Source organism: Pristimantibacillus sp. Z349TD_6 (assembly GCF_056173205.1).
Genome location: NZ_CM149662.1, coordinates 1,184,512 through 1,199,060, shown reverse-complemented (window position 1 = coordinate 1,199,060; position 14,549 = coordinate 1,184,512). Strand labels below are relative to the sequence as shown.

Genomic DNA, 14,549 nt, shown 5'->3' with positions numbered 1-14,549 from the left:
TTTGTTCCAATATGTATTTTCTTCATATATACTATTCTTCTTAAGCAATTGCGGGCAGGAAGAGAAACGGAGAGGAACAAGTATCATGTCTAAGAAAAGTATCATTAATCCATTCACTCTGCTCTCACGTCAATTTCAATCCGATCGAACGGAATATAGCAAAATATTTTATTTATTCGGTTATCTATTTTTCGTCGTCGCTGCTTCTACTATCAGTCGAACAGCAGCAGATACTTTATTTCTCAGCAGATACGACGCATCCGTCTTATCGTATATGTATTTGCCCCAAGCAGCCACCCTTCTCTTAACCGGATTTATATACCAAAAGCTATGCGGACGCTTCCGCACCGATCAACTCGTTGTTAGAGTTATAATCATTGCTTCTATGCTCGCACTTCTTTCGCGACTTGCTGTCGGGATCGGCTTTAGCTGGATTTTCCCCGTCATCTACGTCGGATATGATGTACTAAACTTTCTGATGATCGTCTGCTTCTGGCAGTTTGCGACCTCCATTATGGATCAGCGCAAAGCGAAACGCATGATTGGTTTTGTAGGAAGCGGTGGACTTGTTGGCGGTATTTTGAGCGGCTTTGGTCTAAAGCTGCTGGTACAGCCGTTAGGAACCGAAAATTTAATCTTCATCTATGCTGCTGCACAGCTGCTTTGCCTGCTGTTTGTCCTTAAGCTTCTGCGAGGAGTGCCAAATCCAGCCGAGTTTTTCGCGATTAAATCTACTGTTAAAAAGTTATCCAAAGCACAAACGCGAGCCGTTGAAGAGAAACAAGGCTTATTCCAAAGCGTGCCTCATCTTAAATATGTGGCGATCATGGCCGGTACGCTTACAATCTCCCTGACGCTTATTGATTATCAATTCAAAGTTATTCTTCGCGGCACCTTGCAAAATGAAGAGCTCGCCAGCTTTATGGGCAGCTTTTATGGATTTGCGGGATTGCTTGCGCTATTTGTTCAATTATTCATTTCCGGAAAAATGATAACCCGCTACGGTGTCATGACTGCGATTCTTGTTTTTCCGATCGTCTTGTTTACAGGAAGCTTCGCTCTCCTCATCATGCCTGTGCTTGCCATTGCAACTGCAGTTAAAGCAAGTGATAAGGTGCTTGGTGATACGATATACTCCTCCGTAAGTCAGCTCATCATGTTTCCCGTTGCTCCCGAATGGCGCGGAAGAGCCAAAGGTTTCCTCGATGGCATTGTACGAAATGGTGCCAAAGGAATCGCGGCAATCAGTCTCATTGTGCTTTCGCAATGGTTCGCGATTGAGCAATTCAGTTATTTTATTCTTGCGTTGATAGGCTGCTGTATCCTTGCGGCGATAAAAATTAAGAAAAACTATTTAAGCATGCTTTTATCAACTCTGCAATCGAAAAGCATGGACCTGCAAGATGAGCCGGATTTCGTAGATCCAGCGAGCATTCAAATTTTAGCCGGAGCGCTGCATAGACATGACAGGCAGCAAGCTTTATATGCTTTTACACTTCTCAGCGGCATACAAGAATTTGATATGAATGAGCAGATCACCCCTCTGCTTCAGCATCCCGTTCAGGAGCTGCAGATCGAAGCGTTAAAATACCTTCAATTGAGCACGCCTGCCCTTGGTGAAAGGAAGCTTGAAGCCCATCTTTCTTCATCATCAGTTATCATTCGCGCCCATGCCATCCTTGCCTTATCTGCCTATGCGCTGGAAGAGCAATTAGATCGCATTACTGCCTATCTGCATGATGAGGATGTTCATATACGAGCAGCAGCCATCGTCGGATTAATTAAATATTATGGCATAGAAGGCATGTTCCAAGCCGTCGGCGTATTAAAGGAGCTGCTCAAAAATGGACAGGAAGAAGAGCGTATTGCCATGGCGGGCCTGTTCGGACAAATTGGCATTGCCAGCTTTTACAAACCGTTGATTCCGATGTTCGAGGACTTCTCCCATCTCGTTCGTATACGGGCATTGGAGTCTGCTTCCACATTGCGAGTACCCGAGCTGGTTCAGTTCATTATTCCGCTTCTTGATGATAGCAAGGTCAGGCTTCAAGCTACTGCTGCATTAACAAGCTATGATGAGGCCATTATCATTCCTATACTTGAAAGCCGCATGACTGCGAAAGAGCTTAATCTTCATTTGCCACGCGTATTAGAGGAAATCGGAACACAAGCTGCACTAGATGCCTTATTGAGGCATTATTTGTTCTTTTCCAGCGAGCTTAGGGAGAAAACGCTTGAGTCTGCAACTCGGATTCATGCTGGATCCAATCAGGTTGACAAAAAACATGCTGAGCATTTGATCGATCAGGAAATCTCCTATTATTTCATATGGGTGGAGCAACTTGCACTTATCGGTAATACAAATCGAATGAGTGATCTAGCTGAGGCGATTGAACAGATGCGGGTTCGTCATGTAAAAAGGATTTTCCAGCTGCTGGCCTTTCTTTATGACTCAAGGTCCATTCACGCTGTGTATGCCAATTGGCAGGATGGCAATGCTAGGCAGCAGGCTAATGCCATTGAAGTAATTGACCAGCTGCTTAAAGGGAAATTGCGGACTGACATGACAAAAATCATTTCATCATCTTCCACTCCCAGAGAAGAAGCTCCCTCGGAACTGCATGTTAAAGAAGCAATACAGTGGTTTTATGATCAAGGCGATCCTTGGATTAATCTAAATATTGATTATTTAACACAATCAGACGATAAGCTTATGCAGGATTCACTTATGAAACAAATTCATTTGCTCAAACGTGTAGCTTTATTTGCTGGTTTAACAGGCCGTGATTTCTTCAACATCGCGATGCGCCTGCAAAAGGTATGGATAAATAAAGGAGTCGAAATCGTTCGCGAAGGAGATGCTGGTGACTCTCTCTATCTTATTGAACAAGGCCGTACAGGCATTTATATCTATGGCCACAAAATTAATGAGCTCAGCGCTTACGATTATTTTGGCGAGATAAGCGTCATCACGCAAAGAGTTCGCTCTGCAACCGTTATAGCGGAAGAGAATGTCGTCCTATACGAGCTGACTTCGAGTGCATTTTACGAAATGATTTTTGATCGAACCGAAATTGCTATGGAGCTGATGAAGCAGTTGTCGCTTCGATTGCGCAACACCAATGAGAAGGTTTCAAGAGCCGTTCTGGATGCTGCAATAGAAGAAGCCGCTGTCGAGGATCATGCTCTTGCGTCAATTGAAGCTGAAGACCGAAACGAGACAATTATTAGGCGTATTCTTGTGCTGCAGAAGATTAGCCTTTTTGCCCACTGCTCACAAGAAGACTTTATAAAGCTGGCTCGAATGGTGGAAGAATCCGTGTATGAGCCCGGTGAGAGAATTTGTGGCATTGGTGAAGATGGTGACACCATGTACGGAATTATTGAAGGGAAAGTGCAAGTGCATAAGGGATCTGAGCAGCTTGCAACACTCGAGGTCGGACAATGTTTTGGTGAGATGGCCATCATCGACGGACAGCCGCGGTCAGCCGATTGTACAGCCATTAGCCGCACCATTTTGCTGGAACTGACTAGAGAGCAGGTCTTTTCTTTTTGCTTCCAAAAAATTCATGTTTTAAAAGGCTTAATGCGCGTGTTGGTTGAGAGAACGCAGGATACAGAGCGGTTGGTCTGAGTTTATTTTCCAAAAAAAAGATAAGAATACTAGACCAAAGTCGAGCACGCTATCCAGTCTTTGGATCAATGCTTAAGTAGAGTGATCCCTCTATACTGAAGAAAGTGTTGGTATGAGAGGGGTTTAAACATGCAAAAACAAAGTGCCGTAAAAGCTTGGGCCATGCTTCTAATGTCGCTTCCGAAAGGAATCATAGCATTTGTAATAGCTGTTGCAGGTTTATCAGTAAGCTTGCCGCTGATCATCTTATGGGTTGGATTGCCCATGTTGTGGGCGACACTTGCAGCGTGTCGCTGGTTGATGGTCAAGGAACAACAATCTACTCTAGCTTGGTATCGAGGTAATTCCCAATCGCTTGATCGGGTAGACGAACAACTATCCCTTAGCTGGGAAGGCTCGCGGTCATTGTTTCGTCTTCTTGGAAAGGGTCATACCTACCAAGGTATTCTGTACAGCCTATTGCAGCTTCCGATTGGTATTACCGGGTTTACATTAGGCATTGTCCTGCCAGTTACCGCCTATGCAGTCATGCTTTCCCCATTTGCCTATAAGGTGAGTGCAGACTTCTTCAATTTCGATCTATTTCAGTCCACCTGGACCTTCTTTCCTTTTTACGCAGAAATTACTTCTGCACAGCGCTCTTGGATAGCTGGCGGTATCGGCTTAGTGCTCGTATTTGTGCAGCCGATGTTATTGCGAGCGCTCGGACGCATGTATGCCGCATATATTCAGATGATTTCGAAGTCCATTTAGCCACTCCGTTACACCATACAAACTAACCCAGCACCTTATAAGCATATTATCACGATGGCAATTGTGGTGCTGGAACAGCTATTTTTTAAGCATGCTGCATACTGCTGAATACTCGAAATAACGGACATAGATGCCGTTATTCTCAACAACCACAAGCTTAAAACGGTGCTGGGCATTCTTAGGCTTGCACTTAACGGACATAGGTTCCGCTATTTCCAATAATTATGTCTAATCTAGAATTTAACGGACATAGGATCCGTTATTCTAGTAAAAAGGTGTAAAATTCAAGCACTTTAGCCCAAATAGCGGATCTCATGTCCGTTAGCTCTTCAAAAACAGCCAATTCGATACAAATAAGCGCTCTGATGTCCGTTACGTTCAAGCAGGTATGCTTCATCCATTCCACATTGCAGCGTTCTACTCCGAATCCTTCGCCAAACACACAACATCCGCGCCGTTCCGAACTCAGACGTCCACTACTGGCAAGCCACCATTACTGTTCCACATACTGTTGTTCGCACAAAAAAATCCGCATCTCTAGTAGCACGATTTCCTCCACACAACGGATATTATATCCGATACGCTCAAGCAGGTATGCTTCATCCATTCCACATTGCAGCGTTCTACTCTGAACCCTTCGCCAAACACACAACATCCGCGCCGCCGCTTCGTGCTCAATCGTCCACTACAAGCAAGCCACTATTACCGTTCCACACACTGTTGTTCGCACAAAAAAATCCGCATCTCTAGTAGCACGATTTCCCGCCACACCCTCTCCCACACCACAATCACAGTTCCCATACAATAGTCTACTCAACCACCATATTTCTTGCTTCGTTCCGCGCTCGATCGTCGTCACCATCACTCGTCCATACACAATTGTTTATCGCACCACCTACCGTTTTCCAAGCACAATCGTCATCCACGCCCACGCCCACTTCACAATCACCGCTCCACACACAATTGTTTACCAAGCCCACACTACCCGCATCTTTCGTAGCATGATCATCTTTCACACATATACCCTTCAGAGCTTTTTCTCACATTCATCCATACACTCTGCGATCGAAATCATTGACACCAAATCACCTCAAAAACAGTGCTTTGCATTTATAGGCTAGCACCTAACGGACATAGGTTCCGCTATTTCCAATAATTATATCTAATCTAGAATTTAACGGACATAGGATCGGTTATTCTAGTAAAAAGGTGCAAAATTCAAGCACTTTAGCCCAAATAGCGGATCTCACTATATAGCCCCCTAATCCATTTGGACACTCCCACTCCTTTCAGCTACACTAAATTTATGGTGGGGGAATGACCAGTGAAAAGACGATTTAGATGCCCGGTTGAAGCGAAAAAGGAGCTTGTTGTAGAAGTGTTAGCTGGTTACCGTACGGAGGTTGTGGCCAGAAAACACGGTATGTCTCCTAAGACGCTTAGCTGTTGGGTTCGTCAATATCAGGATGAGGTGGGGGAACTTATGGCGAAAAGACATGACGATGAAAATAAACTAAAAAAGGATGCAGCCAAGCTGGAAGCCTTGCAGCTTAAATATGATCAAGCAATAAAACAGCTTGGAGAGAAAGAATTGGAACTAAGCATTCTCAGAGATTTGGTAAAAAAAAAGCACCCAGACTGGAGACAGCGTTAACATGGATTGAGCGAGGCTATCCCGTCCGAACGGTATTGCGCATCTGTGACCTACCTCGTTCAACGTATTACTACCGCCTTCAACATCCAGATCGATGTCATCCCAAAGGAAAGGGGCGGCCAATTCCGGGCTATTCCTATGATAAAAGTGGCAACGTCGTCTTGGATGCTCGCATTAAAGGCTGGCTTCGTGTTCTCATCAAAGGACCTAATGCTGCATTCGGCTACCGTAAACTAACCGTCCTATTACGTCGAAAATACCAACTCGTCATTAATAAGAAGAAGATCTATCGACTGTGCAAAGAGCTCCAAATCCTTGCTCCTCAGCGAGAGGCAGCGAATCCCGTACCGAAACGAATAGCCAATAACCGCGTAGTGGACGGTCCTAATCAACTATGGCAGCTGGATATTAAATACGGCTATGTAGCTGGTCAACGGCGACACTTCTATCTGGCAAGCATAATTGATGTATTTGACCGTGCCATCATCTCGTATCATCGAGGCAAAGCCTGTAATACGAACGACATAATAACGGTGGTACAAAAGGCGATTTTGAAGCGCAACATCCACGAGCAAGCACACAAATTGGTTATCCGAACCGACAATGGTCCGCAGTTTATAAGCAAGGCTTTCTATACGTATTGTGAGCAAGCCCCGCTTGAGCACGAACGTATTCCGAACCGTTCACCTAACAAGAACGCCTACATCGAATCGTTTCACAGTATTTTGGAACGAGAATGTTACCAACGTCATTGCTTTGAGACCTACGAAGAGGCATTCACGGAAGTAGATCGGTTTATCCGTTATTACAACCAAGTCCGTATTCATGGAAGTCTTCAGGACTGGTCGCCTTACGAATATTTACAGTTGATACTTTCTGAAAAACTAATGCCTAAAAAAATTGCATTATAATGCGATTGAAAAAGAATGAGTGCGCATGTGTCCAAATTTAGGGGGTTAACCCGCTCATGTCCGTTAGCTCCTCAAAAACAGCCAATTCGATACAAATAAGCGCTCAGATGTCCGTTACGCTCAAGCAGGTCTGCTCTATCCGCTTCACGCAGCACTGTTCTACGTAATAATCCACCTTCCAAGCACCAGCCTCTCTATCCCCCCTTTTTTATCTTGTTCATGCCACCCACCTCCTCCCCATTCGCACCGCACATCCCAACACACACAAAAAAGCCCGCAGAATACTCTGCGGGCCAAGATCTTTATTTCTTAGAAACGGATTGGAACCACTCATTAACTTCTTTTGTGATTTGGTCTCCGCCATTTGCTTTCCAGCTGGATACAAACTCATCGAAAGCATCAACCGGCAATTTGCCGTAGATGATTTTGTTGAACGTTTCCATCTCGGATTGACGCAGCAAGTTCCATTTCGAAACCATTGTTTCTGTTGCTGCACCTGTAAAGTAGTTTTGTTTGCGAATATCCTTTTGATCCATTACGACTTTCGCTGCATACCAGTTTTCAGGTTTGCGGAATTCAGCCGTTTGTTTCTCGTAAGGTGTTTCCGGAGCAGCTCCGTCAGCAAGTTTAACCAAAGTTGTCATAAATAGATCAGGAATACGAGCCGGACCTGTTAGGAACGGGAATTCGTTCGTGAATCCAGGGATTTTATCCTTGTTACTCGTTGGTTGACCGTCTACGATATCCCAGTCATAACCTTGAGCAAAACCATGTTCATATTTGCTGCCAACTGTAGGATTCGCTAGGTTTTCAAGCAAGTAGTTATAGTACAAGAAAATAGCTTCCGGATGCTTCGCATCCTTGTTGATCATAATACTAGCGTTTACGCCAGAGTTCTGCCATTTTGTACCCATGTAACCGTCCGGACCTGCAGGTACCGGGTAAGCTTTATATTTGGAGCCTGGTACGTTTTTCAACAAATCTGGAGCCGGCCAATCTGGTACCCAGTTCGCGCCTGGCAAGATGCCTGCTGCGCCTTTTGTCCAGCTTTCTGCTGACTTGCCTTCATCCCACAAAGCGGAGTCTGCATGGATATAACCTTTGTTCATCCATTCTTGAAGCTTAGCAAGCGCTGCTTTTGCTCCTGGATTTACGGAACCGTATTCAAGATTTCCGTCTTTATCTTTGTTCCATTGCTCTTGAACAGAACCATAAGCACCGAATAACCAATCGAGTCCGCCCATCCAAGTGTTCGTAGCGCCTTTCAAAGAAATCGCTAATGGATAAACATCTTTTGGCGCTAGGCCGTCAGGGTTCTCGTTTTTGAATTTGTCCATAATGACTTCTAGATCTGCAATTGTTTTTGGAGCCTCTAGTTTCAGCTTCTCCATCCAATCTTCACGAAGCCAAAGCAGCGTGTTGTCATTGTTCGTGTACTCCATCAATGGCACATTGTATTTCTTGCCATCTCTTGTGAAGGGATACCAAAGCTCAGGGTTTTTCTCAGCATGGTCCTTCCAAACTTTTGTTGCGTACTTGTCAAACAGCTCATCAATTGCAATAAACTGACCAGAATCGATGAGTTGGTTAGTCAATACAGCGTTTGTTGGTACCTTTACAAAATCCGGAAGCTTCTCGCCTGAAGAAATAGCAAGTTGAAGCTTTTGTCTGTATTGATCATCACTTGCTGGATACCAAGTATCCTTATGTTTAATACCAAGTGTTTCAAGCATCCAACGATCGTGGACGTTGTTTTCCTTCGTATCGCCTTTACCGCCATAGTTCTTAATCGGCATCAATACGGTGCTGATTTCAATCGGTGGATCGTATTTGCCAGCGGCGAATGCGCTATCAGCTGTACTAGTACTAGTATTCGTTGAACCTGACTCTTCTTTGTTTGCGTTCTTGCCGGTATTACCGCTGCAAGCTGTAACGAAAACGAGTCCCAAAGCTGCAAGTAGAAGCCCTGCTTTTTTGAATTTAGCCATTTTTCTTTTCCCCCTACGGTGTAAGATCCTTACATGAGTAACTTTAACAATTTGTACGGGGGGGTATCTATAGGACATTGTTAGTTTCCATAGGACTCTGTTAGGCTATTGATTGCCGTCCCTATATTCCTGCGGTGTTACACCATACTGGCGTTTGAACACTTTGATAAAATAAGCCGGGTCCAAATAGCCGATTTCCATGCTAATTTCATAAATCTTTTTGCTTGTTGTTTTTAGCTTATGGCAGGCACGTTCCATGCGCAGACGTGATATATAATCACTTATGCCTTCACCCGTCTCAATCTTATATATTTTGGACAGATGGGTAGGATGCAAATTCACATGGTCAGCGAGCGCTCGCAAAGAAACGTCTTCGTGAAGATGCTCCTCCGCGAAATTTTGAATCTTCTTCACATAAGAAGAACGTATATCTTTAATTTCACTTGAGGTGCCGTCCTTCAGCTTCGAAAGCACGTTAAGCGACCACTTGCGCAGCTTGCTGATCGATGTAAAAGCTTCTCCGCTTTGCAAAGGCTCCATATCTGCCCCTAGCAGCTTGACCAGCGTATGCCCATTCCGATGTGCCAGCTGTGTGAACGAGGAGGCGATCAAAAATCCAGCCTCCATGCAATGCTCCCATGAGTCGGACCATCTCTCGTCGAGCTCCGCGCAAACGCTCACCAGCTTATCCTCCGCAGCCTCCCAGCGCCCCGCCTCTAATAAGCTGATCAAAGACGGCGGCATATAAAGAGCGTCCAACGGACCATGCGATACGCTTGGCTCCATATCGCCGACTCGCATAACAAATTCTCGCTCGTCCCCTACGATTTGCCTAAAGTAAGCGAACGATTTGCGATAATTATCCTGAAGCTGTTCAGGAAACTTGAAAGATTCTGATAGTACGATGGATAAGGAGCCCTTCAAAAATTGTTTTACTTTATGCTGAAGCTGAATCGCAAGCTTCTCCAAAATCTTCTCTTTTCCAGGGATTGAACCCTTATCCCTCAGTTGAAGCAAGAACACCAAATAACCATGCTCCTCCTTAACTCCCCATACTTCAGAAAATTCACTGAAGATCTCTTCCGCCATATTGATAATGGCATATTCCATCAGCTGTTGACCGTTACTTGTATATTGCCCAAATTCCTCTTCCATACGTACAAGCAGCAATGTGCAATCTCCATAACTGAACGGCAAGCCATAGCTTTCAAGCTTTCGAGTCCATTCATCAGCAGACATTCGGTAGCCTTTTAGCGCATCAATCAGCAACTGACCGCGCAGCAGCGGCAGATTCTCCCTCAGCGTATACTCCGTCCGCTCTTGTGAGCTGACCGCTTCCCATTCCGCTTGCAATTGATCAATCGCAGTCTTAACCGCGCTGAACAGCTCGTTATCCGACGGCGGCTTTAGCAAATAATCTACCGTTTGATTTTGAACCGCTTTTTTGGCAAATTCAAAGTCCGAATGTCCTGATAAAATAATACATTTCATTCTTTTATCGCGTTCTCGTATTTTCTCTATGAGTTCAAGCCCCGTCATTTCTGGCATTAAAATATCGGATATGACAATATCAATGGGATTCGTTTCTATAATTTGAAGCGCCTCATGTGCAGAGTAAGCTTTATGAACCTGCTCAATACCAAGTGTATGCCAAGGCTTGTGCATCGATAAATTCTCTACCCAGTGTGCTTCATCATCTACGATTATCATCTGCATGTTGTGTATCTCCTTGTAAAGTAGGATAAGGTCTCTGTTCTTCTCCAGATGCTGTTTCCCATACGATTTCTGTCCGAAATCCTCCTAATGGCGATTTTTTGAAGCATAAATAAGATTTATCGCCAAATTGATGAATGATACGCTGATTCGTATTCCAAAGACCGCAGCCCATTTCCTCTTTCAATGGCTCGCTCATTTTTGCATTCAACGCTTCAAGCGCACTTGACTCAAGCTCCGGCCCATCGTCATCGATATATATTTTGCATAACCCGTCCGACATCTCGCCGGTAATTCGAATTTCTCCAGATGTATAGGATTTTCCTATACCATGAATGACCGCATTTTCTACGATAGGTTGAAGCATTAGCGGCGGTATGCGCTGCTTCAGCATTTCTGCTGGGATATCTATTGTATAATCAATTCTGCCGTTGCGCAGCTTCTGAATGTCCAAATAATTAATGAGTAATTTAATTTCTTCGTCCAGCGCGGCGGTTTGTCTCTCCGTTCGAGTCGTATAGCGATAATAGGCGCTTAAGTTGTAAGCCATCGACACAACCGCTTCCTGTTCTTTCATCTGTGCCATATTAATTATATAGCCCAGACAGTTATATAGAAAATGCGGATTAATTTGCGCCTGCAATTGCTTCAATGTGGCTTCCCTTGACCGAATTTTTTCATTCAGCACATTTTCAATTAAGTCTTGGATTTGTCGTGACATATCGTTAAAACGGTAAAATAAAAATGAAAATTCATTATTTACGCTTGAGCTGATCCGAAACGAGAAGTCCCCCCGCTGCACGCTTTGCAAACCTTTGATCAATTGCCTGATCGGCCGCTGCACATTACGGTAAAGCAGGATGGAAGCAGATATGCCCACAACAAATAACAAAATCATCGAAACATAAAACAAATTGCGAGTGATCGATATCGGCTTCAATATTTGGTCGAGCGGAACAACGTCAACCAAATGCCAGCCCAAATAAGTTGATTTAACAGAGCTCACCAAATAGTTCTCACCATGCAGTTTCACTACCTGCTGCGTTGTATCTTCCAGCGAATGCTCGTCCAAGTAGGAAACCAACTCTCCTGAAAGCTGTTGATCCGCACTGCGATTCGTAATCGGAGCGTCCCCTTTATGATAAAAAATCGGATCGCCTTGTCCGCCTGACTTATAGGTGTCCAGCATGTTTTGAATATTTTCATAACTGAAGCTCGCTTCTATGACCAGATTGCTGCCATTCAGTTTACCTTGCTGGCCATATGATTCGGTATAAAACCAATGAAAGTAACTGGGCTCATTCTCCGCCTTGGGTTCGCCATTGCCATAGGTCCATTTCCCGCTCATGTTTCGCTTTAAAAATTCCTCATCGTACTCTGCAGGATTGTTGTAATTTGATATCAACTCTTTGTTTTGTTGCGAGTAAACGGTGTATCTGACTGGCCATATGTTAATGACGCCTGATTGCAGTGCCATCTTCTCTTGAACGATAAAGCGGGTCTGCATGCGGTCATAACGATCTTCCCATATTTTAAGCCCATTAAATCTCTGCACATTCGGATCTTTCGAGAATGTATTGGAGAAATCGACCATCTGATTAATCCGCGAGTCAATTTGACTGGACAAAAAGGACAACTGCCTCGTGTTCGATAGCTTAAGCTCCTTGCTGACAACGTTAAAGGCCACGTCGTTTGAATACGTATACATGATCACAATGGGGATGAACAAAATTAAGATCAACCCATTCATTTTAGAAAACAGGCTAAACCGAGCACCCATCTTTCTTTTGACAAAAGCAAGACCGTTACTAATCTCCATCATTCATTCCTCCAGACGATATCCCCTAACAAAACCATATCAATCCTAACATTGTCCTATAGTCCAGTAAGAGAAATGCTTGTTACTATATATAGCAGGGTTTCTTATTATACACAAACCAATTTTATGGAACGGGGGATAGCTATGGAAGCAAACACAGAAAAGCAAGTGACTTTGGAGACCACACCACGAGCAAAAACAAAACACAAATATAAACAACCTTGGATGCTGCATTTCATGGTGCTGCCGGCGGTACTTTCGGTTTTCATCTTCTCCTATATACCGATGACAGGTATTATGATGGCGTTTCAAGATTATAAAGCTTCACTTGGAATGATGGGCTCTCCATGGGTAGGCTTGAAGCATTTTGAATACATGTTTCAAAATGATTATTTCTTGCAAATTACGTGGAACACCCTATTTTTTGCTTGCTCCAAAATCGTGCTGAACTTAATCATTCCGTTCATTTTTGCTTTGCTTCTGAATGAAGTCAGGAACATGGGGCTCAAAAGATCCATCCAAACGCTCGTCTATCTGCCGCATTTCCTTTCCTGGGTCACGCTATCCGGAATTTTGATCGATATGCTCGCACAGACAGGAATTATTAATCAATTTATTAGCAATGTATTCGGCATTAAGCCGATTTTCTTTTTGGGCGATGGCGCCTGGTTCCGCTTCACCATTATTTTTAGTGATGTGTGGAAGGAATTTGGATTCAATACGATTATCTTCCTTGCAGCGCTTGCCGGTATTAATCCAGCACTTTATGAAGCTGCTGAAGTTGACGGTGCAGGCCGTATCAAGCAAACGACGCATATTACGATTCCATCACTCATTCCAATTGCGATTGTAGTTGCAACCTTGGCGCTTGGTAACGTACTGAATGCAAACTTCGACCAAGTGTTCAACTTGTACAGTCCTTTGATTTATCAGCAGGGTGATATTATTGACACCTTTGTCTATCGTGAAGGTCTACTCAGCGGTCAATTCAGCTTTGCAACAGCCGTTGGTTTATTCAAATCGATGATCAGCTTAATTCTAATCGTAATTTCTTATCGTCTTGCTTATAAATTTGCCGGTTACCGAATCTTCTAGAAAGGGTGACAACGTATGCACCATAAAACACTGCCATACCGTATTTTCAGCATATTTAACAATGTGTTTCTGATTCTTCTTTCCATACTATGCTTGCTGCCGCTATATCACCTTCTCATGGTTTCCATGAGTGCGTCCGCTCCCGCCAACGCGGGATTGGTCACTTTTTGGCCGATCGGTTTCACATTAGAAGCCTATGCCAAGACGTTCGACAACAGCAATTTTCTAACTTCCTTGTGGGTGTCGACACAGCGGACCATCCTTGGTACGGCGCTTGCTATGTTAGTTAGTACACTTGCCGCTTATGCGCTGTCCAAAGATTCTCATATCTTCCGTGCTCGCAACGTTTATCTTTGGTATTTTGTCGTTACGATGCTATTTGCAGGCGGACTTATTCCAAGCTACCTCCTCATCCTTAAGCTCGGACTAATGAATACTTTATGGGCGCTTATCCTACCAGGTACAGTCGGCGTTTATAACGTTATTCTTTTGCTAAACTTCTTCCGTACTGTTCCTAAGGATCTGGAAGAAGCTGCTTTTATTGATGGAGCAGGCCAGCTCCGTACTTTCTTCATGATCTATTTGCCGATCTCCTTGCCTGCGATTGCAACGGTTTCCTTGTTTATTATGGTCGGACATTGGAATTCCTATTTCGACGGTATCATCTATATGAAGGATGCCGAGAAGCTACCTCTTGCAAGCTTCATGCAAACGATTATCGTTCAAAAGGATATGACTAAGCTTGATCCGCAAATGGTTGCCAATATGTCGCAACGAACCATTAGCGCATCGCAGATCTTTATCGGCGCCTTGCCGATACTGTTGGTTTATCCTTTCTTGCAGCGTTACTTTGTAAAAGGGATTGTCATTGGCGCGGTTAAGGAATAAGCTCTTGCTGCTTCCCAGCTCCGATTAATAAAGTAAAAAGCAGCCCGATTGGGCTGCTTTTTGTTTTATTCGGCAGGGCATTTTTTTATATCTA

Annotated in this window: 10 protein-coding genes; 6 read left to right on the top strand and 4 right to left on the bottom strand. The window is 44.1% G+C overall.

Translation table 11 applies throughout. From position 1 onward, the window contains the following. Window positions 1-85 precede the first annotated feature (85 nt). Window positions 86-3,634 carry an Npt1/Npt2 family nucleotide transporter gene (locus tag AC0VYE_RS05170; RefSeq protein WP_475446485.1) on the top strand — a complete coding sequence of 1,183 codons (3,549 nt, stop codon included), beginning with the start codon at window positions 86-88 and terminating at the stop codon, window positions 3,632-3,634. 129 nt (window positions 3,635-3,763) lie between these two features. Continuing rightward, window positions 3,764-4,387 carry a sensor domain-containing protein gene (locus tag AC0VYE_RS05165; protein WP_475446483.1) on the top strand — a complete coding sequence of 208 codons (624 nt, stop codon included), beginning with the start codon at window positions 3,764-3,766 and terminating at the stop codon, window positions 4,385-4,387. Between the two features lie 809 nt (window positions 4,388-5,196). Here the strand turns inward: AC0VYE_RS05165 and AC0VYE_RS05160 are convergent. Next, window positions 5,197-5,361, bottom strand: a complete 165-nt coding sequence (locus AC0VYE_RS05160) for a hypothetical protein (protein WP_475446482.1) — start codon at window positions 5,359-5,361, stop codon at window positions 5,197-5,199. A 350-nt stretch (window positions 5,362-5,711) separates the two neighbouring features. Between AC0VYE_RS05160 and AC0VYE_RS05155 the strand changes: the two genes are divergently transcribed. Together AC0VYE_RS05155 and AC0VYE_RS05150 are read left to right on the top strand one after the other, a co-directional pair. Beyond that, window positions 5,712-6,041, top strand: a complete 330-nt coding sequence (locus AC0VYE_RS05155) for a transposase (RefSeq protein ID WP_475446268.1) — start codon at window positions 5,712-5,714, stop codon at window positions 6,039-6,041. Next, a complete protein-coding gene (locus AC0VYE_RS05150; protein WP_475449439.1) occupies window positions 5,978-6,952 on the top strand; it encodes an IS3 family transposase in 975 nt (324 codons plus the stop codon). Before AC0VYE_RS05155 ends, AC0VYE_RS05150 begins: the two co-directional genes overlap by 64 nt. A 302-nt stretch (window positions 6,953-7,254) precedes the next feature. Here AC0VYE_RS05150 and AC0VYE_RS05145 read toward each other — a convergent pair whose 3' ends face one another. The 3 genes from AC0VYE_RS05145 to AC0VYE_RS05135 all read right to left on the bottom strand — a co-directional run bounded on the left by AC0VYE_RS05145 (window position 7,255) and on the right by AC0VYE_RS05135 (window position 12,475). Beyond that, a complete protein-coding gene (locus AC0VYE_RS05145; protein WP_441907878.1) occupies window positions 7,255-8,940 on the bottom strand; it encodes a type 2 periplasmic-binding domain-containing protein in 1,686 nt (561 codons plus the stop codon). Window positions 8,941-9,045: 105 nt separating this feature from the next. Next, window positions 9,046-10,656 (bottom strand): response regulator transcription factor, encoded by a 1,611-nt coding sequence (locus AC0VYE_RS05140; RefSeq protein ID WP_475446479.1) that lies wholly within the window; start codon window positions 10,654-10,656, stop codon window positions 9,046-9,048. Next, window positions 10,634-12,475 carry a cache domain-containing sensor histidine kinase gene (locus AC0VYE_RS05135; RefSeq protein ID WP_475446477.1) on the bottom strand — a complete coding sequence of 614 codons (1,842 nt, stop codon included), beginning with the start codon at window positions 12,473-12,475 and terminating at the stop codon, window positions 10,634-10,636. The genes AC0VYE_RS05140 and AC0VYE_RS05135 overlap by 23 nt, the downstream gene beginning before the upstream one ends. Window positions 12,476-12,616: 141 nt before the next feature. Here AC0VYE_RS05135 and AC0VYE_RS05130 point away from each other — a divergent pair, with 141 nt between their 5' ends. Both AC0VYE_RS05130 and AC0VYE_RS05125 read left to right on the top strand, forming a co-directional pair. After that, window positions 12,617-13,567 (top strand): ABC transporter permease, encoded by a 951-nt coding sequence (locus AC0VYE_RS05130; RefSeq protein ID WP_076271477.1) that lies wholly within the window; start codon window positions 12,617-12,619, stop codon window positions 13,565-13,567. Between the two features lie 15 nt (window positions 13,568-13,582). Beyond that, window positions 13,583-14,455, top strand: coding sequence for a carbohydrate ABC transporter permease (locus AC0VYE_RS05125; RefSeq protein ID WP_076271478.1), 873 nt, complete (start codon window positions 13,583-13,585; stop codon window positions 14,453-14,455). The last annotated feature ends 94 nt before the right edge of the window (window positions 14,456-14,549 follow it).

What these genes read in the sequence shown, in the direction of transcription:
- AC0VYE_RS05170 (WP_475446485.1), top strand. Translation starts at nt 86, where the DNA reads ATGTCTAAGAAAAGTATCATTAATCCATTCACTCTGCTCTCACGTCAA.
- AC0VYE_RS05165 (WP_475446483.1), top strand. Translation starts at nt 3,764, where the DNA reads ATGCAAAAACAAAGTGCCGTAAAAGCTTGGGCCATGCTTCTAATGTCG.
- AC0VYE_RS05145 (WP_441907878.1), bottom strand. Translation starts at nt 8,940, where the DNA reads ATGGCTAAATTCAAAAAAGCAGGGCTTCTACTTGCAGCTTTGGGACTC.
- AC0VYE_RS05140 (WP_475446479.1), bottom strand. Translation starts at nt 10,656, where the DNA reads ATGCAGATGATAATCGTAGATGATGAAGCACACTGGGTAGAGAATTTA.
- AC0VYE_RS05135 (WP_475446477.1), bottom strand. Translation starts at nt 12,475, where the DNA reads ATGATGGAGATTAGTAACGGTCTTGCTTTTGTCAAAAGAAAGATGGGT.
- AC0VYE_RS05130 (WP_076271477.1), top strand. Translation starts at nt 12,617, where the DNA reads ATGGAAGCAAACACAGAAAAGCAAGTGACTTTGGAGACCACACCACGA.
- AC0VYE_RS05125 (WP_076271478.1), top strand. Translation starts at nt 13,583, where the DNA reads ATGCACCATAAAACACTGCCATACCGTATTTTCAGCATATTTAACAAT.